23 protein-coding genes are annotated in these 25,967 nt (G+C 54.3%); 12 read left to right on the forward strand and 11 right to left on the reverse strand.

Annotated features, from left to right (window positions below):
* Window positions 1-10 precede the first annotated feature (10 nt).
* Window positions 11-457, reverse strand: coding sequence for a MaoC/PaaZ C-terminal domain-containing protein (locus tag BLT01_RS05765; RefSeq protein ID WP_092095646.1), 447 nt, complete (start codon window positions 455-457; stop codon window positions 11-13).
* Complete coding sequence (locus BLT01_RS05770; RefSeq protein WP_092095649.1) at window positions 454-918, reverse strand: MaoC family dehydratase N-terminal domain-containing protein; 465 nt, start codon at window positions 916-918, stop codon at window positions 454-456. Before BLT01_RS05770 ends, BLT01_RS05765 begins: the two co-directional genes overlap by 4 nt.
* Window positions 919-1,053: 135 nt before the next feature.
* On the opposite strand from BLT01_RS05770, the gene BLT01_RS05775 reads away from it, so the two are divergent.
* On the forward strand, window positions 1,054-3,111 hold the full coding sequence (locus BLT01_RS05775; protein WP_092095651.1) for a helix-turn-helix domain-containing protein: 2,058 nt from the start codon (window positions 1,054-1,056) through the stop codon (window positions 3,109-3,111).
* Window positions 3,112-3,166: 55 nt separating this feature from the next.
* On the opposite strand, the gene BLT01_RS05780 is transcribed toward BLT01_RS05775, so the two are convergent.
* A complete protein-coding gene (locus tag BLT01_RS05780) occupies window positions 3,167-3,823 on the reverse strand; it encodes a TetR/AcrR family transcriptional regulator (RefSeq protein ID WP_092095654.1) in 657 nt (218 codons plus the stop codon).
* Window positions 3,824-4,027: 204 nt separating this feature from the next.
* On the opposite strand from BLT01_RS05780, the gene BLT01_RS05785 reads away from it, so the two are divergent.
* The 3 genes from BLT01_RS05785 (at window position 4,028) to BLT01_RS05795 (ending at window position 8,671) form a co-directional block, all read left to right on the forward strand.
* The gene (locus tag BLT01_RS05785) at window positions 4,028-5,539 is read left to right on the forward strand and encodes a BCCT family transporter (protein ID WP_092095656.1); all 1,512 of its coding nucleotides are present in this window, start codon (window positions 4,028-4,030) and stop codon (window positions 5,537-5,539) included.
* 28 nt (window positions 5,540-5,567) lie between these two features.
* Complete coding sequence (locus tag BLT01_RS05790; RefSeq protein WP_092095658.1) at window positions 5,568-7,616, forward strand: CocE/NonD family hydrolase; 2,049 nt, start codon at window positions 5,568-5,570, stop codon at window positions 7,614-7,616.
* A 131-nt stretch (window positions 7,617-7,747) separates the two neighbouring features.
* Window positions 7,748-8,671 carry an AEC family transporter gene (locus BLT01_RS05795; RefSeq protein ID WP_092095661.1) on the forward strand — a complete coding sequence of 308 codons (924 nt, stop codon included), beginning with the start codon at window positions 7,748-7,750 and terminating at the stop codon, window positions 8,669-8,671.
* Window positions 8,672-8,829: 158 nt separating this feature from the next.
* Here the strand turns inward: BLT01_RS05795 and BLT01_RS05800 are convergent, their stop codons facing one another.
* A complete protein-coding gene (locus BLT01_RS05800) occupies window positions 8,830-9,450 on the reverse strand; it encodes an RraA family protein (RefSeq protein WP_092095662.1) in 621 nt (206 codons plus the stop codon).
* Between the two features lie 166 nt (window positions 9,451-9,616).
* Here BLT01_RS05800 and BLT01_RS05805 point away from each other — a divergent pair, with 166 nt between their 5' ends.
* From BLT01_RS05805 to BLT01_RS05815, 3 genes are all read left to right on the forward strand, one after another.
* Entirely contained in the window at window positions 9,617-10,183 is a 567-nt protein-coding gene (locus tag BLT01_RS05805; protein ID WP_092095664.1) for an NADPH-dependent FMN reductase, read from the forward strand.
* A 112-nt stretch (window positions 10,184-10,295) separates the two neighbouring features.
* Window positions 10,296-10,703: a DUF4181 domain-containing protein gene (locus BLT01_RS05810; protein ID WP_092095667.1), complete on the forward strand. Its 408-nt coding sequence runs from the start codon at window positions 10,296-10,298 to the stop codon at window positions 10,701-10,703.
* Between the two features lie 81 nt (window positions 10,704-10,784).
* Window positions 10,785-11,393, forward strand: coding sequence for a class I SAM-dependent methyltransferase (locus BLT01_RS05815; protein ID WP_092095669.1), 609 nt, complete (start codon window positions 10,785-10,787; stop codon window positions 11,391-11,393).
* Window positions 11,394-11,478: 85 nt separating this feature from the next.
* On the opposite strand, the gene BLT01_RS05820 is transcribed toward BLT01_RS05815, so the two are convergent.
* The 3 genes from BLT01_RS05820 to BLT01_RS05830 all read right to left on the reverse strand — a co-directional run bounded on the left by BLT01_RS05820 (window position 11,479) and on the right by BLT01_RS05830 (window position 15,058).
* A complete protein-coding gene (locus tag BLT01_RS05820) occupies window positions 11,479-12,258 on the reverse strand; it encodes a PAS domain-containing protein (protein WP_092095671.1) in 780 nt (259 codons plus the stop codon).
* Between the two features lie 173 nt (window positions 12,259-12,431).
* Window positions 12,432-13,874, reverse strand: coding sequence for an SLC13 family permease (locus BLT01_RS05825; protein WP_092095674.1), 1,443 nt, complete (start codon window positions 13,872-13,874; stop codon window positions 12,432-12,434).
* A complete protein-coding gene (locus BLT01_RS05830; RefSeq protein ID WP_092095837.1) occupies window positions 13,871-15,058 on the reverse strand; it encodes a glycerate kinase family protein in 1,188 nt (395 codons plus the stop codon). The genes BLT01_RS05825 and BLT01_RS05830 overlap by 4 nt, the downstream gene beginning before the upstream one ends.
* A 298-nt stretch (window positions 15,059-15,356) precedes the next feature.
* On the opposite strand from BLT01_RS05830, the gene BLT01_RS05835 reads away from it, so the two are divergent.
* Both BLT01_RS05835 and BLT01_RS05840 read left to right on the forward strand, forming a co-directional pair.
* The gene (locus tag BLT01_RS05835; RefSeq protein ID WP_092095676.1) at window positions 15,357-16,148 is read left to right on the forward strand and encodes an HAD family hydrolase; all 792 of its coding nucleotides are present in this window, start codon (window positions 15,357-15,359) and stop codon (window positions 16,146-16,148) included.
* Window positions 16,149-16,300: 152 nt separating this feature from the next.
* Window positions 16,301-16,900, forward strand: a complete 600-nt coding sequence (locus tag BLT01_RS05840) for a hypothetical protein (protein WP_092095679.1) — start codon at window positions 16,301-16,303, stop codon at window positions 16,898-16,900.
* Window positions 16,901-17,166: 266 nt separating this feature from the next.
* On the opposite strand, the gene serA is transcribed toward BLT01_RS05840, so the two are convergent.
* Entirely contained in the window at window positions 17,167-18,786 is a 1,620-nt protein-coding gene (gene serA, locus BLT01_RS05845; protein ID WP_092095840.1) for a phosphoglycerate dehydrogenase, read from the reverse strand.
* Entirely contained in the window at window positions 18,786-19,946 is a 1,161-nt protein-coding gene (locus tag BLT01_RS05850; protein WP_092095683.1) for a pyridoxal-phosphate-dependent aminotransferase family protein, read from the reverse strand. Before BLT01_RS05850 ends, serA begins: the two co-directional genes overlap by 1 nt.
* Before the next feature lie 607 nt (window positions 19,947-20,553).
* Between BLT01_RS05850 and BLT01_RS05855 the strand changes: the two genes are divergently transcribed.
* Window positions 20,554-21,180: a hypothetical protein gene (locus BLT01_RS05855; protein ID WP_092095686.1), complete on the forward strand. Its 627-nt coding sequence runs from the start codon at window positions 20,554-20,556 to the stop codon at window positions 21,178-21,180.
* Between the two features lie 48 nt (window positions 21,181-21,228).
* On the opposite strand, the gene BLT01_RS05860 is transcribed toward BLT01_RS05855, so the two are convergent.
* Window positions 21,229-21,729, reverse strand: coding sequence for a TspO/MBR family protein (locus BLT01_RS05860; RefSeq protein ID WP_092095689.1), 501 nt, complete (start codon window positions 21,727-21,729; stop codon window positions 21,229-21,231).
* A 158-nt stretch (window positions 21,730-21,887) separates the two neighbouring features.
* Here BLT01_RS05860 and BLT01_RS05865 point away from each other — a divergent pair, with 158 nt between their 5' ends.
* Together BLT01_RS05865 and ypfJ are read left to right on the forward strand one after the other, a co-directional pair.
* Window positions 21,888-22,727: an STAS domain-containing protein gene (locus BLT01_RS05865; RefSeq protein ID WP_092095691.1), complete on the forward strand. Its 840-nt coding sequence runs from the start codon at window positions 21,888-21,890 to the stop codon at window positions 22,725-22,727.
* A gap of 147 nt (window positions 22,728-22,874) precedes the next feature.
* The gene (ypfJ, locus tag BLT01_RS05870; RefSeq protein WP_092095693.1) at window positions 22,875-23,750 is read left to right on the forward strand and encodes a KPN_02809 family neutral zinc metallopeptidase; all 876 of its coding nucleotides are present in this window, start codon (window positions 22,875-22,877) and stop codon (window positions 23,748-23,750) included.
* Between the two features lie 547 nt (window positions 23,751-24,297).
* Here ypfJ and BLT01_RS05875 read toward each other — a convergent pair.
* A complete protein-coding gene (locus BLT01_RS05875) occupies window positions 24,298-25,782 on the reverse strand; it encodes a peptide MFS transporter (RefSeq protein ID WP_092095695.1) in 1,485 nt (494 codons plus the stop codon).
* Between the last annotated feature and the right edge of the window lie 185 nt (window positions 25,783-25,967).

The following is a 25,967-nucleotide window of genomic DNA, read 5'->3' on the forward strand; positions in this document are numbered from 1 at the left end:
TTTTGCCTCCTTATCTGTCTTCCTGCCTGCCGAACAAAAGAACTGCCGTTCCGGAGCCGACGGGTTTGCCCGGGGCTTTTTCCGCGGTCAGCTGCAGTTCGGCTGCCTGCTTGCCGTTTTCTTCAAACAGCCGCGCGACGGTCCCCCGGCAAGTGATGACGTCTCCGGGACGGGTGACCGCTGCGAATCTCATACTGAAGTCAGCGACAAACGCCTCTTTGCCTGCCAACTGCTGGACATACTGGCCGAGGAACCCCATGATCAGCATGCCGTGGGCGATGACGCCGTCCATGCCGATGCTTTTCGCGAACTCATCATCCGTATGAAGGGGATTCAAGTCTCCGGAAGCGTTTGCATAGCGGACAAGCTGCTCCCGGGTCACCGGCGGTTTTTCAAGAATGGGGAGTTCCGCGCCTTCACGGAGTTGCTTGACTTCAAGAACAGTGGCTGTCTTCAATTGCGCTCGCCTCCCTTTTCCGGTTTTTTGGCCGGGCGGTAGACGATCGTGTTTTTGGAGACAGCTACAAGCTGCCCGTTTTCATCAGTCATCTCCGTATCCAGCACGAGAAACTGCATCGCGCCGCTTTTGCCTTCCTTTTCGTAGATGTCCGCGACAGACATTGTGCACACCAGTTTTTCCCCGAAGCGTACGGGGCGGTGGTAGATAAATGCCTGCTCGCCGTGCAGCATCCGGCGGACGTCCAAACGGATCGGCAGCTCTGCGTTGTTGCCGAGTGCAATCAGGAAGGTCGGCGGAACGGTCGTTTCCCCATAGACGGTTTGGCCTGCATAGCTTTCATCCTCGTACAGGGGGTTCGGGTCGCCGATCGCTTCGGCGAATCGGCGGGCTTTTTCCTGTTCTGCGACGGCGGTATAGGGCTTGCTACTGAGCCCGATCATACTTCGGTCAATATCCATGAAGACACCTCCGGTGAGCCATTATTATTTAACTTTATTAAATAGTATGACGATTCGGTTGACAGCGCAATGTCCGTTCTCCTATAGTTATCAAAGCATAGGTGGAAGTTTCTACATAGGAAAGGCGGGAGATTCGTGGCTTCATCAATCATGCATTTTCTTGAACTCAAACAGTACGGCGGGCCTGTTTCAGTCTGGAGCGCCTCAGGGGGGGCGGAAGACTACGATCCGATCCTGAATCCGGCGGGAATGAGTCCGCCTTCCGCTCCCGTTTATCGAAAAGGGAGGTGCGGAATAAGGAAGGACGGGGACCGGATTGCGGTGGATGTTTCTTATTCGGCGGATTTCACTGCGGTCATGTTGTTCGGGGAGGATCCCGGACTGACCGGTGAGGACGTGCAATTGCTGTCCGACCTGTTGTACCGCGTTTATTCGGAGCATGATACGGAAGCGGGCCGGAAACGGCTCGACCGGATCATCGGGAGCATCGGGGAGACGACTTCATCGCTCGACCTGGAGGAAGTGTTTTCAAACATCCTGGCCAATACGCTTGAAGTGATCGGCAATGCGGATTACGGCACACTCTGGCTGTTTGATGAAAAAAGCGGAAAGCTCGTCTGCAGGGCGTCGGAGGGGTATCGGTTCGAAGAAATCCGGCAAATGGCATTTAGCCCCGGCGAGGGCCCGATCGGCCATGCTTTCCAGGATGACCAGCCTGTGCTGATCACGGACCCGTCCGATGCCGATTACCGAAAAGCTAGCAAAATCTCCAGAGAAAACAAGCAGCGGTGGGGCAGGATGGTGGAAGATATCACGAATGTCCGCTCCGTGATCGCTTATCCGATCACGGTCGACGGTAAAGTGGAGTGTGTCATGTACTTGGCGCAGATGCAGTCCGACCGGATCCTGACCAAGCGCGACCTCTGGCTGTTGCGGGTGTTCACCGCCCAAGTCGGCATCGCCATCCGGAATGCCAAGCAGTTCGCGGACATCAGGCAGCTGAACGAGAAATTGATCCGAAGGGACGCCATCCACCAATCGCTGACCGATCTGGCTGTGAGGAATATGGGAACGGAAAAAATCGTGGAGGAACTCAGCAGGATGGCCGGCCAGCCGCTCCTGTTCGCGGATCTGATCGTCAATGAAACGATCCCTCCGGGAAAACGATTGCCTGACAGCCTGGCGTACGGCAATCTCCTGGAACGGATCGGCAGGGAGGAAACGAAAAAGGTGAGCATCGGCACAGAAAGCGGCGCCACTTTGTATCCGGTCCGTTCAGGTTCAGTTGTGCTCGGGTGCCTGATCGCGAGAAAAAACGGCCAACTTGGGCGTCTTGAGGAAATGGCGATTGAACAGGGCACATCGATTCTTGCGCTGGAGCTCGTCCAAAAGCAGAATGTGCTCGCTTTCTACTACAAAAACCAGCGGGACCTGTTCGACTCGCTGATCCGCTCCGAAAACCCGGATGTGCTGCAGGAAAACGCCGATGCACTCGGCATCGGCGACACCCGGAACCTGACGGCGGCCATCCTGCAGGTCAGCGGTTGCCCGGACCCGCAGGAGATGGAAGCGGTGGTTTTCCGGCTGATCGCCCAGCTGAAAAAGACGGCCGCCGACCGGCTGCAGACCATTTTCGGCTGGCAGAACCGGGTGATCCTGCTTGCTTCACTCAAGGAGCCTTCCGACCGGAGCCTGTTCGCGCGCCGGATGGAGCGGCTGCTGACGGATAGCGGCGGAACGGGACCCATTTCTCTGCGCGGCGGAATCGGCTCATCCGTGAATGGTCTTCACGAAATCGAAAGAACCTACCGCGAAGCGGAAATAGCCCTCGACAACCCGATTGCGGAGCAGTCGGGGGTCCGGCTTGTCCGCTACGAGGAAATCGGCCTTCGCCGGCTTTTCACAAGCCGGAACACGGAAGAATCCCGCAAGTTTCTCGCTGACATTTTCGGTCCTCTGCGGGAAGCCGACCGCTCGGGAAACACCCTGGAGCAGACGCTCGTCGTTTATTTCGACTGCAACCGGGCAAGCGGACAGGCGGCGGAAGCCTTGCACATCCACATCAATACGCTGTACCAGCGATTAAGGAAAATCGAGGACACGCTCGGGGTCTCCTTTAAAAATCCGGACGACGTTTTGCAGCTGCAGCTTGCCTGTTACCTGCTGCGGCACACCGCCGGATATGCAAGATGATAGTGAAAGCCCGACCCGGCAGTTCATTTAGCCGGGTCGGGCTTGTTCTGGTGCATCATGACATGCGGGCGTCTTCGATGATTTCGCGGATATAATTCATGGTATTCCGTTCCGCCTGCCCGAGGTCATAGTCCAGGCGGTGGTTGAGGATGTTCGTCATCATGCCCTGCCAGATCAGATTCGTTTTTTCATTGACCGGATTCATCTGCTCCATCGGAATCTGCCCTTCCTCCGCTGCCATCTGCAGCATCGATTTTCCCCGCTTCATGACACTGCGTTCAAACAGGGTGGGCTGGAGTTCGTCAGGGACATTGACCAGTTCCGCAGGATAAACCTCATAATAGCGCTGCATGAGTTTCCCGGGCTGGTCCCCAAGATCCATGATAAACACCGCATTAAAGAGTTTGGGCGACCTGAACGAATGGCGGATAAAGCATTCCCAGGCGATCACATACTTGTCCAGCGGTGTTTCCCCGTCTTCCATCCGAGCCGTCACTTCTTCGATATAACCGCCCAACAGTCGCATCGCCGCAAAAAATTTCAGATGGGAAAGTTCGCTGAAATAGTTATAAAGCGTGGCGCTATTATAGCCTGCCCGGTCCGCAACTTTGCGGATCGTCACTTTGTCGATCCCTTCTTCATGGATGATTTCCACTGTCGCTTCCACGAAATATTTCCACATCCGGCTCATCTGCAGCTGCTTATTTTTCAATTTGGATCGGCACCTCCGTGTCTTTTCAGTTTTCATCAAAAAGTGAAAGCGCTTTTGCAAACCGCTTTCTCGTATGTTAGGATAATCAATGGCATTAATATAATCATGATTATTAATTATATCATGATTAAAATGTTCTCTGATTGCAAGTGTGACCTTCTATAAAGCAATTGGATAGGCCAAAAACAATTGAGAGGTGATTGGGTGCAGAAAACACGAATCGATTCTTTTATCTTTTGGTTTGCGATTATCGTTGTCTTGCTTGCCACGGTGTCTCTGGTGATGTTCCGGGAAAGTGCAGAACCGGTGCTGGATAATCTGAGGACGGGCATCACATTTAAAATGGACTGGGCCTGGCAGTTTCTGACGATCGGGCTTTTTGTCTTATTGATCTGGCTGGCGTTAAGCCGTTACGGGAAAATCCGGTTGGGCGACGGGAAGCCTGAGTTCTCGACCTTCAGTTGGGGCACCATGCTGTTCACTGCGGGAATGGGGACAAGTATCATGTACTGGTCCATGGTGGAGCCGCTTTACTATTATTCCGGACCTCCATTCGGGATTGAACCCGGGAGCCAGGCGGCGGCAGAATGGTCGCTGACTTATGCGCTGTTCCATTGGGGGATATCCGCATGGTCCTTGTACGCATTCCCGACTGTCGTGATCGCTTATTCTTATTTCATCAGGAAGCAGCCGTCCCTGAAGATGAGCGTGGCGCTTCGCGGCGCACTTGGAAAATACGCGGACGGCTGGCTTGGCAAGGTGATCGATATTCTTGTCATCTGGAGCCTGATCGGCGGGCTTGGAACGACACTCGGTCTCGGAGTGCCGATGGTCTCGCAAGTCGTCGCCCGGGTGTTCGGCCTGGAGCCGTCATTGATGCTGGATGCCTTTCTGGTTGTCCTCATTACTGTCGTCTACTCGGCAAGCGCCTATCTCGGCTTGCACAAAGGGATCCGCCGCCTCAGTGACCTGAACGTCTATTTGGCACTGACGCTTGCGATTTTCGTGCTCTTGGCGGGACCTACGCTGTTCATCCTGACTTACTTCACGAACAGCTTCGGCATGATGATCCAGAACTTCGCCGCGATGAGCTTTTACACGGATCCGATTGCGAAGGGCGGATTCCCGCAGGCGTGGACCGTCTTTTACTGGGCATGGTTCGCTGCTACGGCTCCGTTCATGGGGCTGTTTGTTGCGCGGATCTCGAGAGGCCGGACCATCCGTCAGCTGATCATGCACATGCTTCTTTGGGGGTCGGTCGGCGCCTGGATCTACTTCATGGTCTTTGGCGGGTACTCGATGAATGCCGAACTGACCGGCAAACTGGACCTTTCCGGGATTCTGGCGGAAAGGGGGGGCGATGCGGCGGTTGTCGAGATATTAAGCTCATTGCCGCTGAGTGCCATCGTCCTGCCGTTCTTCATCGTCCTGGCCGTGATTTTCCTGTCCACTTCGCTGGACTCGGCCACCTATGTCCTCGCGGCGATCGCGACAAAAGAGATGCGGCCCGGACAGGAGCCTGCCCGCTGGCACCGGATGATCTGGGGCGGCGTGCTCGCGGTCATGGGAATTTCGCTTCTCCTCGTCGGAGGGCTGAGGGTGGTCCAGACATCCGCAGTCGTCGTGTCGATCCCGATCTACGTGTTTTATCTTCTGCTGATCGTTTCGTTGTTCAAGTGGCTGAAAAAAGATTTCCCCGCAAAATCGCGGGTCTGATCATTGAGCTTCCAAGGAGGAATTGCTGTTGGTATTTAACGTCCGAGAAACAAACCGCTCAATCAGGGATGAATTTCCCCGCAAAATAAAAGAACTGAACAACCTATGGATTCCGATGTCGGACGGGACGAAGCTGTCCGCGAAAATCTGGCTGCCGGAAGACGCGGAGAACAACCCGGTTCCGGCGATCCTTGAATATCTGCCTTACAGGAAAAATGAATTCACGGCACTCCGGGACTCGCTCCGTCACCCGTATTTTGCGGGGCACGGCTATGCAAGCATCCGGGTCGACATCCGCGGAACCGGTGATTCGGACGGCATCCTGTATGATGAATACCTGAAACAGGAGCAGGACGACGCGCTTGAAATCCTGGAGTGGATCGAACAGCAGCCGTGGTCGACCGGAAGTGTCGGCATGATCGGCAAGTCGTGGGGCGGTTTTAACGGGCTGCAGGTGGCCGCGCGCCGTCCCAAGCAGCTCAAGACGATCATCACGATCTGCTCGACCGACGACCGGTATGCGGACGATGTCCACTACAAGGGCGGTGCGATGCTTGCATCGGATATGCTCTGGTGGGCCTCGACGATGTTCGTCTACAACGCACGTCCCGCGGATCCGGAAGTGGTCGGCGACGCCTGGCGGGAAATGTGGCTGGACCGCATGGAAAAGACGCCGCCTTACGTCGAAGAGTGGGTCCGCCATCAGCGCCGTGATGCCTACTGGAAACACGGTTCCGTCCGCCAGGACTATCGCGCGATCGAAATTCCCGTGTTCGCGGTCGGGGGATGGGCGGACGGCTATCCGAATGCCATCCCGAGATTGCTGGAGAATCTGGACGTTCCCCGAAAAGGGCTCATCGGGCCGTGGGCGCATGAATATCCGGAAATGGCGGTGCCCGGCCCGCAGGTCGGCTTCCTGCAGGAATGCCTGCGCTGGTGGGACCAGTGGCTGAAGGGGGAAGACACAGGCATCATGGAAGAGCCGATGCTCCGGGCTTACCTTCAGGACAGCGTGCCGCCTCAGACCAGCTATGACTACCGGCCGGGCCACTGGGTCGCGGAAAACCAGTGGCCGCCTGCGGCAATCAAAGACCAAAGGCTATACCTGAATGAAAACAAACTCACAGAAAAACCGGCGGAGGGTGCTTCCATCAAAGTCGGAAGTGTCCAGCAGCACGGCATGCATGCGGGCGTTTTCTGTCCGTTCGGGCAACCGGGGGATCTGCCGGCCGACCAACGGAACGAAAACGGCTACGCCGTCGTCTTTGAATCGGAACCTGTCCAAGAGGAAACGGCCATCCTCGGCCACCCGACGTTCCGCGTGGAATTGTCTTCCGACAAGCCGCATGCGCTGGTTGCCGTACGCCTGAACGATGTTGCGCCGGACGGATCATCCACCCGGGTGACCTGGGGGATGCTGAACCTGTCCCACCGTGACAGCGATGAATTCCCTGAAGAGCTTGAGCCGGGCAAAAAATATGTGGTCGACGTCAAGATGGATGTCATCGGCTACACACTGGCGAAAGGCCATCAGTGGCAGCTGGCCATCTCTCCGAACTACTGGCCGCATGCATGGCCGTCTGCGGAAGAGGCGACACTCACAGTCTACCCTTCCGAGAACACTTGCCTCTTTCTTCCAATACGCTGGGAAAAGGCCATCGACGCCGAGCTAAAACCCTTCCCGCACCCTGAAACGGCCCCTGTCCTGTCCAAAGACATTCTTAGGGAAGCAAAACGCACACGGGAGATCAAGCATGATGTGGTCACGGATGTCTGGACGCTGGACGACTACTCCGATGAAGGCGCCCGCCGCCTGCATGTCAACGGCGTGGAATACGGCAGCACGAACCGCAACGTCTATACGATCAGGGGCGGAGACCCGCTGAGTGCCAAAGTGGAATGCGACTGGACGCTGGATGTCGGCCGCGGAGACTGGCAGACCCATCTGGTCACGAAAAGTGTCATGACCGCGGACGAGAACAATTATTACCTGACCAACCGCCTGACCGCTTATGAAGGAGACAAGGAAGTGTTCGACAAAACGTGGGAAGCTGAAATTCCCCGGGACTTCACGTAATACATCTGCGAACCGCCGGCACCGCTTTTAGCGAAGCCGGCGGTTTTTGACCGTCGACAGCTTTCTTCGGCCGGCCGGATGGGGTAGCATAGGACTCATGCAGATCATTCTGAAAAAACAGGAGGGATTGGATGGACCTGTTCGGCTTGATCCTCCTGGATGTCATCGCTCCAGTATTTGTCCTCATGGGAGCGGGCGTGGTGCTGCACAGGATTTTCAACCTTCATCTCGCGACGCTGTCCAAGCTTCTGACCTACTTCTTTATCCCGGTGGTCGCGTTTGTCAATGTGTACGAAAGCCAGATCACAGGGGAAATTTTTTTCGAGATCCTGATTACACAAGTTGTTTTTGCGGCGGTGATGATCGGGGTTTCCGCAGGAATGTCACGTGCATTGCGACTGGATCGGGGAAGGGATGCAAACCTGAAAAACAGCATTGTCCTGATCAACTCGGGAAACTTCGGGATCCCGGTCAGCCAGCTGGTGTTCCAGGGCCAGCCGATCGGCGTGACCGTCCAAGTGTTCGTCATGCTCATCCAGAATTTCATCACCTATACATATGGTCTGTTCAATTCCATATCCGTCCGCCACAGCGGATCCAAAGCGGTCTTCGAGTTTCTGAAGATGCCGGTACTGTACGCGCTTGTGCTCGGGTATGTATTGAAGGCCATGAAGCTCGACTTGCCGTTTTTCGTCATGGAGCCGATCAGCAGGTCGGCGGATGCCTTTCTTGCGGTCGCGCTCCTCACACTCGGCGCGCAGGTCGCCTTTATCAGATTGAGGGAACTGAATAAGGTGATCATCGCAAGCTGCATCGGCCGGCTGCTCATCGGTCCGGCCGTGTCGCTCGGCATCATCCTGCTCATGGGGCTTGACGGTGTGGTGGCGCAGGCGCTCTTTATCGCAAGTGCCTTCCCGTCTTCCCGCAACAGCGCCCAGCTGGCGCTTGAATACGACAACCATCCCGAGCTTGCCGCGCAGATTGTACTCGTGACAACGGTGCTGAGCGCGGTGACTGTTACAATCGTGGTCTATCTGTCCGGCATCATCTTCTGAACCGGTACATCCGGCTGGTCACCTTCTGCTCGATTTCCACGGGCGTTTTCTGCTGCCCGAAAACGGGCTGCACGCGTAGCGATGAGGACGCGGCGGTGTATAGAGAGAAGTGTTCGAGGAAAAATAAAAGCTGTGCGGCAAAGATGCCGTGCAGCTTTTTACTTGGAGGCCATCATGTCCAGGTAGCGGCGGACGGCATCAATGTCTCCCGCGACTTCACGTTCTCGTGCCTCGTCTTTTTCCAGTTTGGCGAGTGCTTTCTGCAAAACCGCCTGTTCTTGCTCGCGCGGAATGATGGTGACCCCATCCGCGTCACCGACGACCAGGTCACCCGGGCGGACGGCCGCGCCGCCGCATGAAATCGGGACATTCACTTCGCCTTCACCTGTCTTGCTGCTTGCCGCGACAGTCGTTCCCCGCACGAAAACGGGGAAGCCGAGTGCCCGGATATCGTGCACATCCCGGACGGCTCCGTCCACGACCAGCCCGGCCAGGCCGAGCGTCTTCATCATGCCGACGACAAAATCGCCGGCCACCGCCTTGGTCAGATCCCCTTTTGCGTCCACGACCAGCACATCACCCGGGTTTGCTGTCCGCATCGCGCGCAGCATTGCCGGATTGTCGCCGCCGGGAAGCTTCACCGTGACCGCCCGGCCGGCAATCCGGTAATCCTGCCGGAGCGGCTTGAGAGCGGCATCCATATTGTTCATTCCGCCCGTCGCATCGGAAATCGCTGTGGTCGGAATGGTTGCAAAGCGGGCAATCACTTCGTCTGTCATCGTTTGGCCTCCATCCACTAAGATACATCTATCCTATCAAAATAAGCGGAATCTTCAAAACTAAAACAGGGAAAATAATGAATTCAAGATAAAAGTCTTGATTTCGAGATTATATCGATGTATAGTAAGTAACGTAAAGTAACCAATAATAAGGAGGCCAAACAAAATGGCAGAAAAACTCAACATCGGAATCATCCTCGGCTCGACACGTGAAGGCCGCGTAAGCCCGCAGGTCGGACAATGGATCAAAGGCATCGCGGACGGACGCGGCGATGCAAATTATGAAATCGTTGATATCGCAGATTACCAGCTTCCGTTCCTCGGGACAACCGACGGCTCGGAACCGGGCATTGCGAAATGGAATGAAAAGCTGGCAAGTCTCGACGGCTTTGTCTTCGTCGTCCAGGAATACAACCACAGCATCTCCGGCGCTTTAAAGAATGCAATCGACTTTGCCCGCGAAGCATGGTTCGACAAAGCGGCGGGAATCGTCAGCTACGGTTCCACCGGCGGCGCGCGTGCGGCGGAACACCTCCGCGGCATCCTCGGCGAGCTGAAAGTGGCAGACGTCCGCACGCACCCGACCCTTTCGCTCTTCACGGATTTTGAAAACTTCTCCGAGTTCAAGCCGGCTGAACTGCACCTCACGAACGTTACTGCGATGCTCGACGAAGTGAATGCTTGGGCAGGCGCTCTGAAAACTGTCCGCGACAAACAAGCAGTCACCCGATAATTTAACATTGAAGTCCCGCTCTGCCGATCATCTGCGGAGCGGGCTTTTTTTGGAGGCATCAATCCCAACCTGTTTAAATCTGGTAATATAAAGAAAAGCGGGGTGAAGAGAGATGCTGCGACTGATTTTGACGGCAGTGCTGATCATATTGGCGATACTGCTATTTTCCTTGGTCATCCGCCGAATGATGGGTGTCAGACAGCGGAAGTGGTTTTCGGATGATTACATCAACGAGCGGCATAGGAAGTTGGAATGGAGAGTCCGGATGGGGTTTGTGGTCATCCTCATTCTTGACGCTGTCATCCTCTTTGCAACAGGTGCTGTTGAGGATCCCCCCTGGTATCTGGAAATTTGGTGGCTGGTCTTCGTGTCTGTGGCCGTGTTTGATCTGCTGAGGGCTTACATGGAATACCGGTTCGTGGACGATCGGAAAGCGATGACCGCTACGCTTTTGGAAACGATTTTCGATGTGGTTCTGCTCATCGGTGCAATCACGACCGGTTTTTACGGATCGATTTGATGTGGGTGAACGGTTCGGATGTTTTGTGAATGCCGTAAAAAAGGGAGAAGATAGTGGAAGTCAGAAAGGAGGGTGAGCTAAATGTCAAAAGACCACTGGGACAACAGTTTCTCGGAAGAGGACTATGTGTACGGGGAAGAGCCAAATGACTTTATACGTGAACAGGCGGAGCGCCTTCCGGAACACGCCCGAATCTCGGCATTTGCGGAGGGAGAAGGCCGGAATGCAGTTTATCTTGCCGGGCTGGGCCACAAAGTCACTGCTTATGACCAATCGGAAGTCGGCCTCCAGAAAGCATGCCAATTGGCCGAACGGCTGAATGTCCGTATCGAAACTGCGGCGATGGATCTGACGAAGGAATGGGTTCCTGCTGAATCAGCCGATGCGGCAATCATGGTATTTGGACACGTGCCAAAGAAAAGCCAGCCATTTTTATTTGAGAACCTGATGCAGTCGGTGCGTCCGGGCGGCTATCTTCTTTTTGAAGTCTATTCAGAAAGGCAATTGGAATATGGGACAGGCGGCCCGAAAGAGGTCAAAAGTCTTTATGACCCTGCCGATCTCCTTAAATGGCTTGGCCCGCACGACATTCTTCATTTTTACTATGGGGAAGCAGTCCGTCACGAAGGCAAAAGACATACCGGAACCGGGCATGTGATTCAGGGAGTCATCAAAAAGCGCATGGCTTAAGCGGCATCCTCGTAAAGCATGCAACGGCAAAAAAGCCCCTTTCCGCATACCATGTGTGCAGGAAGGGGCTTTTCATGTGAAGGGGTCAGGAAAGGGCGCCGGCGACCTTGGCGGTCTCCACCGCCTGCTTAAACGCAGAAAAGGCGGTAAGCGGACGCTCAGGGCCCGTCTCCGATGCTATATCCCGTGCCGCCTTGGGCGAAATGCCGGTCACGAGCAGCCGGCAGCCCATGAGTCTCAGGACATCTTGGATATGGAGCAGGTCAAATATGGGGGTATCATCATCCCAATAGAGTCCCGAAATATCGATGATCACCGAATGGGAATGGTGTTCCTGGACGTACTCGCTCAGTTTGACTGTCAGCCGGCGGTAGCGCTCGACACTCATCTCGCCGTTCAGGGAAACGGCCGCAATGCCGTCATCGATCTCCAGGACCGGCAGAGAGAGGTGTTCGATCTCCCGTTCCTTTTCTTCCAGCCGCTTTTTCTGTCGGATTTCGACCGTGACATCCGTCTGTGTCCCGATAAAGTAAAGGCGGCCGCCGGCATGGACAGGCTCGATATGGACGCGGTTCCAGAAGGAGGTACCGTCTTTTTTATAATTCTTCAGGGTGACGGTAACAGAAGTTTCTTGCCGGATCGCTTCACGTATTTTCTGCACCGCTTCAGGGTCGGTATCCGTGCCCTGAAGGAACCGGCAGTTGTGGCCGATGGTTTCATCAAGGGAGTATCCGGTCAGCTTCTCGAACGTTTTGTTGGCATAGATGACGGGGTGATCTTCCTGTGAAGGATCGGTGAAAAGCGCGGCAGCCCGGCTGCCGTCGAGCATGGCTTCAAGAAGTGTGATCTGCGTTTCCGGGTCCATTTGTCTGATGAAGAATCCCTCCAGAATCTATCGTTTTGATTGTGTCTAATCGTAGCACAAATCAGGATGGAACTCAGGAAAAGATGAAAGTTATGGATGGTTTTACGGAATCCGGGTTCCGCCCGATAAGAAAAACAAGCATGCAGCCGATTCCGGGCGCATGCTTCCTTTCATTATAAACCCAGCCCCGTCCACTTCCAGTAGGTGAAGTAAAACAGCACCATGAGTGCGATATAGGCTGGCGCGAGAAGGCTGCTGAGCTTTGCCAGATCCCTGGCGCTGAAGGAGCCATCGCCTTCCTCGTAAAACAGGAGCAATGCCTTGGAACTGATAGGCATCGTCAGGCAATAGTTCATGCCGATCAGCCCCAGGAACACGGCGGCGGCCGGATCGGCGCCGATGCTTCTGGCAGTCAGGATCAGCGTCGGCACCAGCACCACGGCACGGGTGGTGTGCGAGGTGATATAGAGGTGGCTCGATACCGTTACCGCGGCAAGGATGAGGACAAGCAACCACTCGGGGGCCTGGCCGGCAGCCAGAAGCAGTCCGGAAAGCTTTTCTTCGGCCTCACTGACGACGCCTGTCTCGATCATGGCGGTGCCGAGCGCCGTGGCAGCGGCTACAAAGAGAATCAGATTCCAGGAAACTGACCGGACCCCGTCTTTGAATGACAGAATCCCATAACAGGGGGCCATCGCCAAAGCGGCTCCTGCCACCGTCACAAATGCAATTCCGTAGCCATGGAGGCCGTCCGTCATCCAGCCGATCAGCATGACAGTAATCAGAACGAGTGTCCGCTTTTCCGGATCGGTTATTTTTTCCGGTGCGGGCAGTCCGTCCTCCGGAACCCGGGCCTCCGTTTCTTCTTTCGGCCACATCGTCAGCCTGATGGCCAGGACAGTGACCGCTGTTGCCGCCGCCGCAAACGGAACCCCCCAGACAAGCCAGTTGACAAAAGAGATCGATTGTCCGGAAGCCGTTTCAAGCAGTCCAATCCCGATCAAGTGTGAACCCGCTCCCAGAAGTGTTGCGGAGGTGCTCATCAGGATCACCGAAGGGGCAAGGACCGAAAGAACCTGCCGTTCCCTGGAAGAAAAGCGGCTGCCGAGCTGGTTGAGAATGGGTCTGGCAAGCGCTGCCCGCCCGGACGTGGACGGGATGAAAAACGAGGTTGCGAAAAGCAGTGCGGCCAGCGAATTCAGCAGGCTGCCTTTTTTTTCGAAGCGGCGAAGTGCCGAATAGGTCAGCCGGTCCGCAAGTCCCGAACGCGTAAAAGCTTCCCCGATGATGAAAGCCCCGATCATCAGCCAGACAACAGGCTCGGCCAACGACTGATAAAGCAGATCCGGTTCACTCGCTTTCATCAGGATGATGAAGAGGACGAGGGAGAGGGCCACATACCCTGCGGGAATCCGGGTGGCGGCCCATAGGGTCATGGCAGACAAAAACGCAAAAAGGGCTACTTTGGCCTCATATCCGAGGCTGCCGGCCGGAATGATCAGTGCGGCATACAGCAGGTGAAGACCGGAAACCACAAGTGCCGGACCCGGTATTTTTTCGAACGTTTTTCTTGGCCATGACCTCTGCTTGCGGTGAAGTTCCGCACGGGTGGTCATTGTGCAGCACCTCCGTAAACCGCCCTGCTTTTCGCGGCGATTGATAGGCCGATGGCAATCTGCCGGATGACGCACTCCGTCGTGTCTTCAATCCATTTCGGGGCTTTCAGGATCGATTTCTCCAGTGTTGTCGGCTTCTGGATGATGCTCATGTACGCATCGATGCCGGCATCGTAGTTCAGATTTGCCCCTTTGCCGATTGTCCCGGCGATGGCGACAACCGGGATATTGTACTGCTTGGCGATCCGGGCAACTTCAGCCGGAATCTTGCCATCAGGCGTCTGGAAGTCGAGGCTTCCTTCAGCAGTGATGACGAGATCCGCATCCGCAACGACACGCTCCATATTGATGTATTCGCGGATGATGTCAAAGCGGGAATGCAGTCGGGCGCCTGTGAAGGCGGTGAGCCCCGCGCCAAGCCCGCCCGATGCGCCGCTTCCAGGCTGGAAACGCACATCTTTGCCGAGTGCATCCATGATCATTGCGGCATAGTGCTCAAGTGCAGCAGCCAGTTGTCCGACCTGCTCGGGTGTCGCGCCTTTTTGCGGGCCGAATACATGGGCGACACCGCGTTCTCCGCACAAAATATTCCGGTAGTTGCAGGCCACATCAATGTTGACCTGCTCCAGGCGGGGATCAATGCCGGAAATGTCGATCCGTTTTGCCCGGAAGAGATCGCCGCCCCCTCCGATGGAAACAGGCAGGCCATGATGATCGAGAAAGCGGACACCGAGTGCCTGGGCCATCCCGGCGCCGCCATCCGATGTTCCGGAATCCCCGCATCCGATCAAAATGCGCTCTGCGCCCGTGTCCAGTGCCGAGCGGATCAGCTCACCGACACCATAGGTCGTGGTCAGCAGCGGATTCCTCCTGTTAGGCGGGACGAGGGAAAGCCCGGCGACCGCAGCCATTTCGATCACTGCCGTCTTGATTCCATGTTCAGTAAAGAGCCCGAAATGGCTTTGAACGGGTTCCCCCACAGGTCCGGTGACAGTTCGGCAGACCAGCTTTCCGCCTTTCAGCTTTGTGATCGCCTTCGCGAAACCTTCCCCGCCATCGACCATCGGCAGCATTTCCACATGGATCCTGCTACCGGCCCGCTTGGCACCTCTTGCCATCGCTTCTGCCACTTCTTCTGCTTGCATGCACTCTTTAAATCCTGAAGGGACCATCACAATGTTCATCTCCATTTTGATTCCTCCCGTTTCTTTTTCGTATGATTGCCACTTTAGCCGCCGAAGGGAAGAATCTACTGAGAGAATCATGAGGAAACGATGAGAAGGGTAAAAATGGGGCTAATGGACCTGGAGGGAGGAGACGCAAATTGGCGCTTGCCTTAAACAGATGGACTAAAGGGTGGGGCATGTGACTTTACTGCCATTCCTATGAGCGGGCAGAAGACGGGCGGAACATTCCAACATTTACACCAGCTTTACCTGAAATCCGGTATAATGGATAACAGTAGAGAGGGGGCCGATCCCGATGATCCGGACGATTATTTTCGACTTGGACGATACGATTCTGTGGGACGAGAAAAGCATCCAGACGGCTTTCGACCGCACCTGTGAATTCGCGGCGGAAAAAGCCAAGGTGGATCCAAAAGATCTGGAGGAAAAAGTGCGTGAATCGGCACGGGAGCTTTATGCCTCGTATGATACATACGAATTCACCCAAATGATCGGCATCAATCCGTTCGAGGGTCTTTGGGGATCATTCGAAGATCCGGGCGATGATTTCCGCCGTATGCGCGACATCATCCGCACTTATCAAAAAGACACATGGACAAAAGGGCTGAAAAAAGTCGGCGTGGAAGATTACGAACTGGCAAACGAACTGGTCGCCAAGTTTATCTCGGAGCGCCGGAAAGCGCCGTTTGTTTATGACGAATCGTTCGAGGTACTGGAATCCTTGAAAAAAGACCACAGGCTGGTCCTTCTCACAAACGGCGCGCCGAGCCTGCAAAACGAGAAACTGACCATCACGCCGGAGATTTCACAGTACTTCGACCTGATCGTCATCTCGGGCGACTTCGGCCGCGGAAAACCGGATGCTTCCATTTTCCATCATGTCCTTGAGAAAACGGACACGAGGGCGGATGAGGCGCTCATGGTCGGTGACAACCTGATGACCGATATCCTCGGCGCAAACCGAGCCGGCATCCGCTCCGTCTGGCTGAACCGCAAAAGCAACGAACCGCACCCGGATGTGAAACCGGCCTACGAAATCAACCACCTTGGCCAACTCGACAACGTGATCTGTGACGCAGGCCGATAAAGAAAGCGAGACCGCTGCCGGTCCCGCTTCAGATTTATAGAAAAGGCCCCCATAACATGAGGTAGCCGCATGATCGAAATGCCCGGTTACCGAATTAAAGCGAAGAAAAGTGTATTCAAGGTTAAAAGACAAAATTCAGGAGCGACCTCGTTGTGCCTACTATTGAAGACGTAATTAAAGTGCATGAAAAAGTATCCGCTCTTTCTAATGCACCACTTGCCATAATCGCAGGAGCCATCTGGACTTTCATAGCCATCACATTTATTGTTTTTTTATTCAAAGAAAGAAATAAGCTTTCATTAAAAGGTTTAATTTATAGCTTCTTTTCCTTAGTGATCTTATTTTCTGTAATAGGTTATTTATCTTTTACAATTAAAGACTATCAATTTTCTATGAATGAAAAGAAATGGGAAGAAAATTATTTGCATCCTTACCTCGAAGCGTTACCGGAAAAAAAAGAATACATACAGGATTTTTCTCAGGTTATAAATCACAATGATGAAAATATAACTAAATCCAAGTATAGGGACAATGATGCACAACCGATCGTAGTCGAGATATCCAAGGACCCAGGCAGTGCCGAAAAAAAGATGCTTATCCAAGTAATTGTACAAAAAGAACAGATCGACCAAGCTTATCTCACTTATAAAATAATTGAGGAAGATATCTCAGATGAATACACAAAAGACCAATATTACGAAACCGTTTTGCATATACCGAGCGATTATAAAATCATAGCTCCTACAAAATAATGAGAATGTAAATATCCCCCATATAATATTGAGTGCTCAGGCTGCAGACCAAACGGACCCGGAAGAAATCTTTCCGGGTCCGTTTGGTCATTTCCAAAGATATTTAGCGTGCCTGCGCCCAAATGCAGTTTTGGTAAGCAAGGGCCCGCAGCGGAAATCCGGGGGATTTGATGGAAAAGAAAAAACTGCAGACAAAAGAGCAATGCACTCACTTTGTCTGCAGTCTGGGTTTCCGCTTGCGGCGGGACCCTATTCTTTTTCCTCTATTAAAGATCGATTGTCCGGACTGCGTGGATGTCTTCGATTTTGAGGAGCCGGCTGACTTCTTCGGGTTTGACTTCATTGTCGACGGTGATCATCATGATTGCATCTCCGCCTTCAGCCGAACGGCCCACCTGCATGGTGGCAATGTTGATGTTTTCTTCCGCAAGCAAGGTGCCGACACGGCCGATCGCACCCGGCTGGTCCTTGTGCTTGATGAGGAGCAGGTGACCTGCAGGGACCACATCGACGACATAGTCATCCACTTTGACGATCCGTTCGCCGAGTCCGTTCAGCAGGGTGCCGGATACGCTGTGCGTCTCATCGCCGGTTTTCACTTCTACGGTGATCAGATGCTGGAAGCCCTTTGTCTGTGCAGATTTGTGCTCGGTGACCCCGATTCCGATCGAATCGGCGAGGTACTTGGCATTCACATCATTTACATGGGTGCCGAGGTTGCGCTTCAGAATTCCTTTCAGCGCATTGCGCGTGAGCGGGCGGACGTCGAATTCGGCCAGGTCGCCGGCATAGCGGATGTTCACTTCGGTCAGCGGCTTGTCGGCCAAGTGGGAGATGAACACCCCAAGGTCTTCGGCCAGGTCGAAGAACGGTCCGATCTTTGCAAGCACTTCCCGTGACACGGACGGCATATTGACCGGGTTGCGGACCGGCTGGCCATCGAAGAAACGGACGACGTCCCGGCCTACATCGATCGCGACGCTTTCCTGGGCCTCGATTGTGCTGGCACCGAGGTGAGGCGTGGCGATGACCTGCGGCAGATCGAGCAGCCGGTGGCCGGTGAACGGTTCAGTCTCGAATACGTCGAGCGCCGCGCCTGCGACTTTACCCGATTCGATGGCATCATAAAGCGCATCCTCGTCGATGATGCCGCCCCGTGCACAGTTGATGATGCGCACACCGTCTTTCATCTTGGCAAAACGGTCCGCATTGATCAGGTGCCGGGTTTCCTTCATGAGCGGTGTGTGGACGGTGATGAAGTCGGCTGCGGCCACCACTTCATCCAGCGTGCCGACTGCGATGCCCATTTCCTTGGCGCGCTCTTGTGTCAGGAACGGGTCATAGGCGATGACCGACATGCGCTGCCCCTTGGCGCGGCGGGCGACTTCCGCGCCGATCCTGCCAAGTCCGACGATGCCGAGCGTCTTTTCCTTGAGCTCGACCCCGACGAATTTCTTCCGGTCCCATTTGCCTTCCTTCAGAGAGAGGAAGGCCTGGGGGATGTTGCGGGCGAGGGCGGTCATCATGGCGATTGTATGCTCAGCTGCGGAATTGGTGTTGCCGTCCGGCGCATTCACGACGATGATGCCGCGCTCAGTCGCCGCTTCCAGATCGATGTTATCGACGCCGACACCGGCACGTCCGATGACTTTCAGGTTGCCGGCCGCTTCGATCACTTCGCGGGTCACCTGGGTCTGGCTGCGGACAAGAAGAGCATCCGCTTCTTTAACCGCCTTGACGAGTTCCTCAGGTGTCATGCCGGTCTGGATCTTGAGTTCCACGCCTTCCGCTTCCCGGAGCGGCTGAAGCCCTTCTTCGCTGAGCGGGTCGCTGATCAGGATGATGGCGTTTTTCACTGCGGTTTCCTTTTCAGTCGCTGTATTCATCATTGAGGATCCCCTTTCCCTAGATAAATCTTCTGAGCGGCGGCAACGCCTTTGCCAAGCTCGATAGCCTGGCCTGCTTTTTGGATGCCGATTTCAATCATTGCGAGCGTCTGAAGTACATCGCCCGGGGAAGCATAGCCCATGTGGCCGATCCGGAAGATGGCATCCTTCAGGTGTTCCTGGCCCCCTGCGACAATGAGATTAAATTCTTTCTTGAGGACGTTGCGCAGTTTGGCGGCGTCAAAGGCATCCGGCCGGACCGCCGTGACGGTCGGGGAGGCGTCTTCATCATTTGCCAGAAGCGGGATGCCGTGTGCCTTGAACGCGGCGCGCATCATGTCTTTCATCAGTTCGTGCCGGGCAATGACATTTCCGAACCCTTCTTCCTCGATCAGTTGGAGCGCCTGCTCCAGGCCGTAGAGGAGGGAAGTGGCCGGAGTGAACGGCGTCGAGTCCTTTTTCAGGTTGTCCCGGTATTTCGTGAAGTCGAGATAAAAACCACGTCGCGGATTTTCCTCGATCACCTTCCAGGCGCGATCACTGCAGGCGGCGAACATGAGGCCGCCCGGGAGCATCATCGCTTTCTGGGAACCGGTGACGAGTATGTCGATGCCCCATTGATCCATTTTCGATTCAACACCGCCGATGCACGAAACGCCGTCGACGATAAACAGCGCTTCCGACTCGTCCCGGACAGCTTGCGCGATTTTTTCCACCGGATTCAAAACGCCGGTCGATGTCTCACAGAATGTGGCAAAGACCGCTTTGGAATCCGGATTTTCCCGCAACTTTTGCCGGACCTGTTCCGGCGAAACGGATTGTCCCCATTCCGTTTCGATCTCGTGGACGGTCACACCGTAAGCATCGAGAATCTTGACGAAGCGCCTGCCGAAGGCGCCGGTTACGGCAACAATGACTTCGTCGCCTTCGCCGACCGTATTGACGACCGCCGCTTCAAGTCCGGACGTCCCGCTTCCCGCGAAGATCATCACGTCCTGATCCGTGCCGAACACTTTCTTGAGTCCCGGACGGATGCGGCGGATCAGTTCGGCCGTCTCGCTGGCGCGGTGTCCGACCATCGGCTGTGCCATCGAGCGCTGCACGCTCGGCGGTACCGGAGTCGGTCCTGGAATACGAAGATACTGTTGGTCTTTCAGCATGTCTGTTTCCTCCTCGGTCTGATGAAATCAATGAAAAAAGCCGTTCGTCCCCCTGCATTCTGCAAGGGGCGAACGGCTTTTAGCCACGCGGTGCCACCCTCATTCGCCACCGGGATCCGGCGGCCTTCGTTGACATGGATAACGGCCATGGCCGGACGGGCTTACTTGGTTCAGCCCGCCAATATCAGGAGCGGAACGTCAGGGGGGGAACCGCCGGTTCGCACCATCCACCGGCTCTCTTGGGATTCCCGATCCCGAACGCATGTCTCCTTCAAAATTGTTGAACGATTTCTTAAGTTGTGACTATCATAACACGCTGAAAACACATGTCAACCCATTATTCGTGTTTTGGAGTAAAGTTTTTTTATTGAACCGTTTTTGTAAGGGTTTCCAATCAAAAAACATATCTTTTTCGGATATTAACGGATAAACGTTCGGATTTAGAAAGTGGGATCTTGACTGGCGCCCGCCGGCATTGCGCATTCAGTCCATTTGCTCTCTGCCGTCTTATTTTTCCCGTCGATCTGAATCCGTTGGCTTGAATTGCCGTGAAGGGGGAATACCAAGAAAGACAAGAGGATTTTACAGGCGAAAGGAGATTATCACGTTGGAAAATGTCATTGTAGGTTACTTTAGCGAGGAGCAGGCCGCGCTTGACGCTTTGGCAAAGCTGGAGAGTATGCAGACTGCGGGCGGGGAGACGCAGATTGCGCAGGTCGGCATCTTCAGGAAAGACCATGGAATGATCAGCCTGCGCCGGTCCTTCGATTCGGGGGCGGAAGCGGATGAATCCTTTATTGGCGGAATCATCGGGGGCATTGCAGGAGTTATCGCAGGGCCGGTCGGAACGTTGCTCAGCGTAGGGGTCGGAGGTTCTGTCGGTACAGAGGAAAATGCTTCTCACATGCTGCCTGACGCCAACCTTTTCTGGTCGATGACGCTGCGGATGAAGGACGAGCATATCGCCATCGTTGCGGTTGTGCAGGAATTGGAGCAGAAGCCGCTTGATCAGTTGTTCGGGGGCTATGAAGTGGTCACCGAGCGGTTCGGCGCTGCGGAAGTACTGGAGGAGATTGAGCACGCCCGAAATCTTCAGGACCGGCTGGAAAAAACCGTCCGCGACGAACTGACGGCAAAACGGACGGCCCTGCGCGACAAAAAAGTGCAGGATTTGAAAGTGTCCTTGAAATCCGACTTTGCCAACCTGATGGCTGAACGGCAATCACTGCGTTAACCATAAATCATCCGGCACGCTCCATACAGGCAGCGTGCCGGATTTTGCTTACTTCCAATCGTTTTTTTTCCAGATGGAGGCATTCAGCGCGAGCGCATACAACACCCACCCCATGTAAGGGGCCATCAGCATTCCGGCGGCCTTGTCTTCCTTGTAGAAGCGTTCCGCAGTCAGGGCGATGGCGCCAAGCAAAATCGTCATCTCGACCAATGCTGTGCCGCGCAGCCGCCACCTGAAGAACAGGAAAGACCAGAGGAAGTTGAGGCCCAGCTGGACGTCGTACGAAGGAAAGGAATCTTCCATCCCTTTATCCCTCTTGCGCATTCCTGCACGGTACCTTGCGAAGCCCATCGTCGCGTAAAGGATATTCCAGGCAATGGGAAAGGCAGCCGGGGGTGGGGCGAATCCCGGTTTCTCAAGGCGCTGGAATTTCTTTTGTGCATCCCGGTTGGCCAGCCAGCCCACCGCCGCCCCGCCGAGAACAGGCACGGCGATGGCGGAAGCCAATTTCTTGCCGTCCATCTTTCCGTTCACATGAAACGGTTCCATCAGATCCCTTCTTTCTGCGTTTATCAGTCTCTACCCCTGTCCAGTTTCGTTAATCAGGAAAAGGACAGCAGTTGCCACCTATCTGAAAAGAAATGGAGATAATGGTAGACTGAAGAAACAAGGGACATGAGAGAAGCGGAGAAGGGGGAAATGTTCTGATGAAGACGCTTAACGAAAAGCTTTATGACAATCTGCTGGAGAATGCCGATAATATGACCGACGAGTGGCTGTCGTACAGGATCATCAAACTGGGATCGGTCTATTCGTCGGCAGCCGGAGACGATGCGGTCCAGATGCTCCGCAAACAAAATCGGCTGACGATCCGTTCCATCGCAACCCGTCTATCAGGCCAGACAGGCCAGTTTGAGACGATGAAAAGGAAATGGGCGGAGTTGGTGGCGGAAAGCCGCATCCGGAGCAATACGCCGATCCATGAAGTGTTCGATGCGGTCATGCGGTTCCGAACGGTCTACTGGTCATACATCGAACGGTTTATTCGTGCGAATAACCATGAGGTACAGCGCACGGATGTCCTGAGGTGGGGCAGCGAGATGAATCAGGCCTTTGATGAGCTGTTCCATGAGTTTTCCAGAACCTATCACGAAATGACGGAAGAACGAATGATTGCCCAGCAGAAGATGATTCGGGAGCTTGGCACACCTGTCATCAAGATTGACGGGGAGAGGGGCATTCTTCCGCTGATCGGTGACATTGACTCTGACCGGGCCCGGATTCTCAAGATGACCGTTCCGGAGCGTTGTGCAAAATTGGATATCATCCATCTGTTCATCGACCTGTCGGGCGTCTCGATCATCGATACAATGGTTGCGCAGCAAATGTACGAATTCACACAAATCCTCAGCTTGCTCGGTATCCGGTCCACTGTCACAGGAATCCGTCCCGAAATCGCACAGACGTCGATCCATCTTGGGCTCGATTTCAACTCAATTGCCACCTACGGCTCTCTCCAGCAGGCGCTGGAAAACACACCTATTTAAAAAGAGAGAGCGAAGGAAACCGGTGGCCCGTCATTCCCCGGATGTGTCCGATTCATTGAAATGCTTCCCCCAAGTATGACCCGGGAGGTTTTTGGGTAAAGGACAATCAACAACAGCCGAAACATGACCGGACGGGGAGGAAGCAGCATGAAGACCAGAGGCAGAAGACGCAGTTCAAATATCGAGGACCGCAGAGGACAGGAGGGAGCGGGCGGTTTCGGTGGTCCGGTCGCAATCGGAGGCGGCGGCCTCGGGATTGTCGGGATCATTTTGTTCCTGCTGTTCGGCGGCGACCTGGACAGCCTGTTCGGAGTGGGCGGTTCCGATCAATCCGGAGCAGGCATTCAGGATGGCGGAAGCGCCTATGTGGAAACCGCAGAGGAAGAGGAGCTTGCCGATTTTGTAGCCGTCGTCCTGGCAGATACCGAGGAAATCTGGGGCAAGGTCTTCGAGGAAAACGGCATGACTTACCAGGAACCGACACTCGTCCTGTATACCGGAAGCGTCCAGTCGGCCTGCGGATTCAACAGCGCTGCGGTGGGCCCGTTTTACTGTCCGGGAGACCACAAGCTCTACATCGATTTGAGTTTTTATAACGAATTGAAAAACCGTTTTAATGCGCCGGGTGATTTTGCCATGGCATATGTGGTAGCCCATGAGGTCGGTCATCACGTCCAGACTCTTCTCGGCGTCAATGAGGAAGTGAACCGGATCCGTCAGCGGGTGAGTGAGGAAGAGTACAACCGATACTCGGTGGCCATGGAACTTCAGGCCGATTATCTGGCCGGCGTCTGGGCAAAGCATGCCCAGGAAAAAGGATATCTGGAGGAAGGCGATTTCGAGGAAGCGATGAACGCGGCCAGCGCCATCGGGGACGACACCATACAGCGCCGTGCCCGCGGGTACGTGGTTCCGGAAAGCTTTACCCACGGGTCCTCGGCACAACGGATGGAATGGTTTAACCGTGGCTTTAAATACGGTGACCTCGATCACGGCGACACCTTCAGCGTACTTCTGAAATAGCATGAAAAGACGTCCGGCCACGGTGGGAGGACGTCTCGAGCTGTATTAAACATAAACGCTGTTTTATAATCGAATGAAATTATAAATTCGTACAAAATAAATTAATGTGTAGGGAATGACTAGTTGATGAAAAAAAGAATTTCGATAGTGTTAACACTGATAGCTATCATTACTTTTGGTGTTTTTACTTATTACGGATCCTCGACCGGGGCTAATAAGGAAACCGACAGTATGGTAATAGATAAAGATGGAGAAGTAGTAGAGCCACTTAGCGGCCACAACGAGAATATGGGTCATTAATACAAAAGCAATCGGGCGTGTTTATTGAAGAACGAAGATCGTTATTGGACGGTCTTTTTTTGTCTGAAAGCTGACTGGCTGCAGAACGAGAATTTAAGAAGGCAACAAATTCACTCCACCCGGCGATAAGCCCGCAGCGGAAATCCGGAGGGTTTTATGAAAAAGAAAAAACTGCAGATAAAGGAGTAATCTACTCACTTTGTCTGCAGTCTGAGACGTCCGGCTACGGTGGCCGGACGTCTTTTCATTAGTCTTTGATGAATCGGACAATTTTCGGAGCGACGAGGAAAAGGATGATCCCGAGGACGATCGACAGTCCCCCGATGATTCCGAAGTAAAGGGTTTCCGTTTCCGGCGTGTTCAGTTTGACGATCTGTGCGTTGATCGCTTGCGCTGCCGCGTTTGACAGGAACCAGAGGCTCATCGTCTGTGCGGAGAATGCCGCAGGCGCGAGACGCGTGGTGGCGGCAAGGCCGACAGGCGACAGGCAAAGCTCACCAAGGACCACAAGGAAGTAGCTCAAGACAAGCCACATCGGGTTGACAAGCGCGTCTCCGCCGCCGAGCATGCCCGGCACCAGAATCACGAGGAATGACAAACCTGCAAACAGGAGGCCGAACGAGAACTTGCGCGGAATCGATGGGTTCCGGTCGCCAAGACGTGTCCACATCCAGGCAAACACCGGTGCCAGAACAATGATGAACAGCGGGTTCAGCGACTGGAACCAGGCCGGCGAAATTTCAAAACCGAATGCGTTGAGGTCCGTACGCTTGTCGGCATACCGCGCGAGGATCGTAGAGCCCTGTTCCTGGATAGCCCAGAACATCACTGAAGCGATGAACAGCGGGATATAGGCGATAAGGCGGGACTGCTCCGTTGGCGTGGTTTTCGGGCTGCGGTACATGACGACAAAGTAAATGGTCGGTATCAGGATGCCAAGCACCCCTACAAGGGCGATGACCCCATCAATGGTGACCCAGCCCTGCGGAATCATCACTGCCAAGACAGCCGCGATAACCAAAAGGCCGATGATCGTGTATTTGATCCAATTTTTCTTTTCTTTAGGAGAAAGCGGGTTCGGCACCTGTGTGCCGGCAAGACCGAGGTTTTTCTTTTTTGTGATGACGAACATGACAAGTCCGACAAACATCCCGACAGCTGCTACGGCAAATCCGAGGTGGAAGCTTGTCTTCATCAGCTCGCCGACGATAAGCGGGGCGATGAAGCCGCCCAGGTTGATCCCCATGTAGAAGATGGAGAAGCCTGCGTCCAGACGGTGATCATCCTTCGGATAAATCTCGCCTACCACACTCGATACGTTCGGTTTCAGGAGCCCCGTACCAATGACGATCAGCACCATCGAGATGAAGAATAGCGCGATATTTCCCGGAATGGCAAGGGCAATATGACCGAACATGATGAGGACGCCGCCGTAGAATACGGCTTTTGATGTACCGAAGACCCGGTCGGCGAGCCAGCCGCCGATAATCCCGGACATGTAGACGAGAGATCCGTAGATCGACATGATCGAAAGGGCCAGCGGCTCACTCAGGCCAAGGCCGCCCTCCGAAACTTCGTAATACATATAGAATACGAGGATGGCCCTCATCCCATAGTAGGAAAAGCGTTCCCAGAATTCCGTGAAGAAAAGAGTGAACAGTCCTTTCGGATGGCCGAAGAACCCTTTCTGAGGGACACTCTCCACAATTTCACGGTGCGATAGACGCGACATATTGTGCTACCTCCTTAATTGTAGACCTTATTATACTACTCCTCGCATTTTCAATTGTCAAAAATAATTTATTCCAGTAAATATTAAAGAATCGAAGGGTTATTTTAATCAGAATCGATATACCGGAATAATTAAATAGGTCTAACTATGTTTTCGCTGTTTAATTTTTGCGGTGCGGTCAAGCC

Source organism: Bhargavaea beijingensis, from assembly GCF_900101985.1.
Lineage (GTDB): Bacteria > Bacillota > Bacilli > Bacillales_A > Planococcaceae > Bhargavaea > Bhargavaea beijingensis.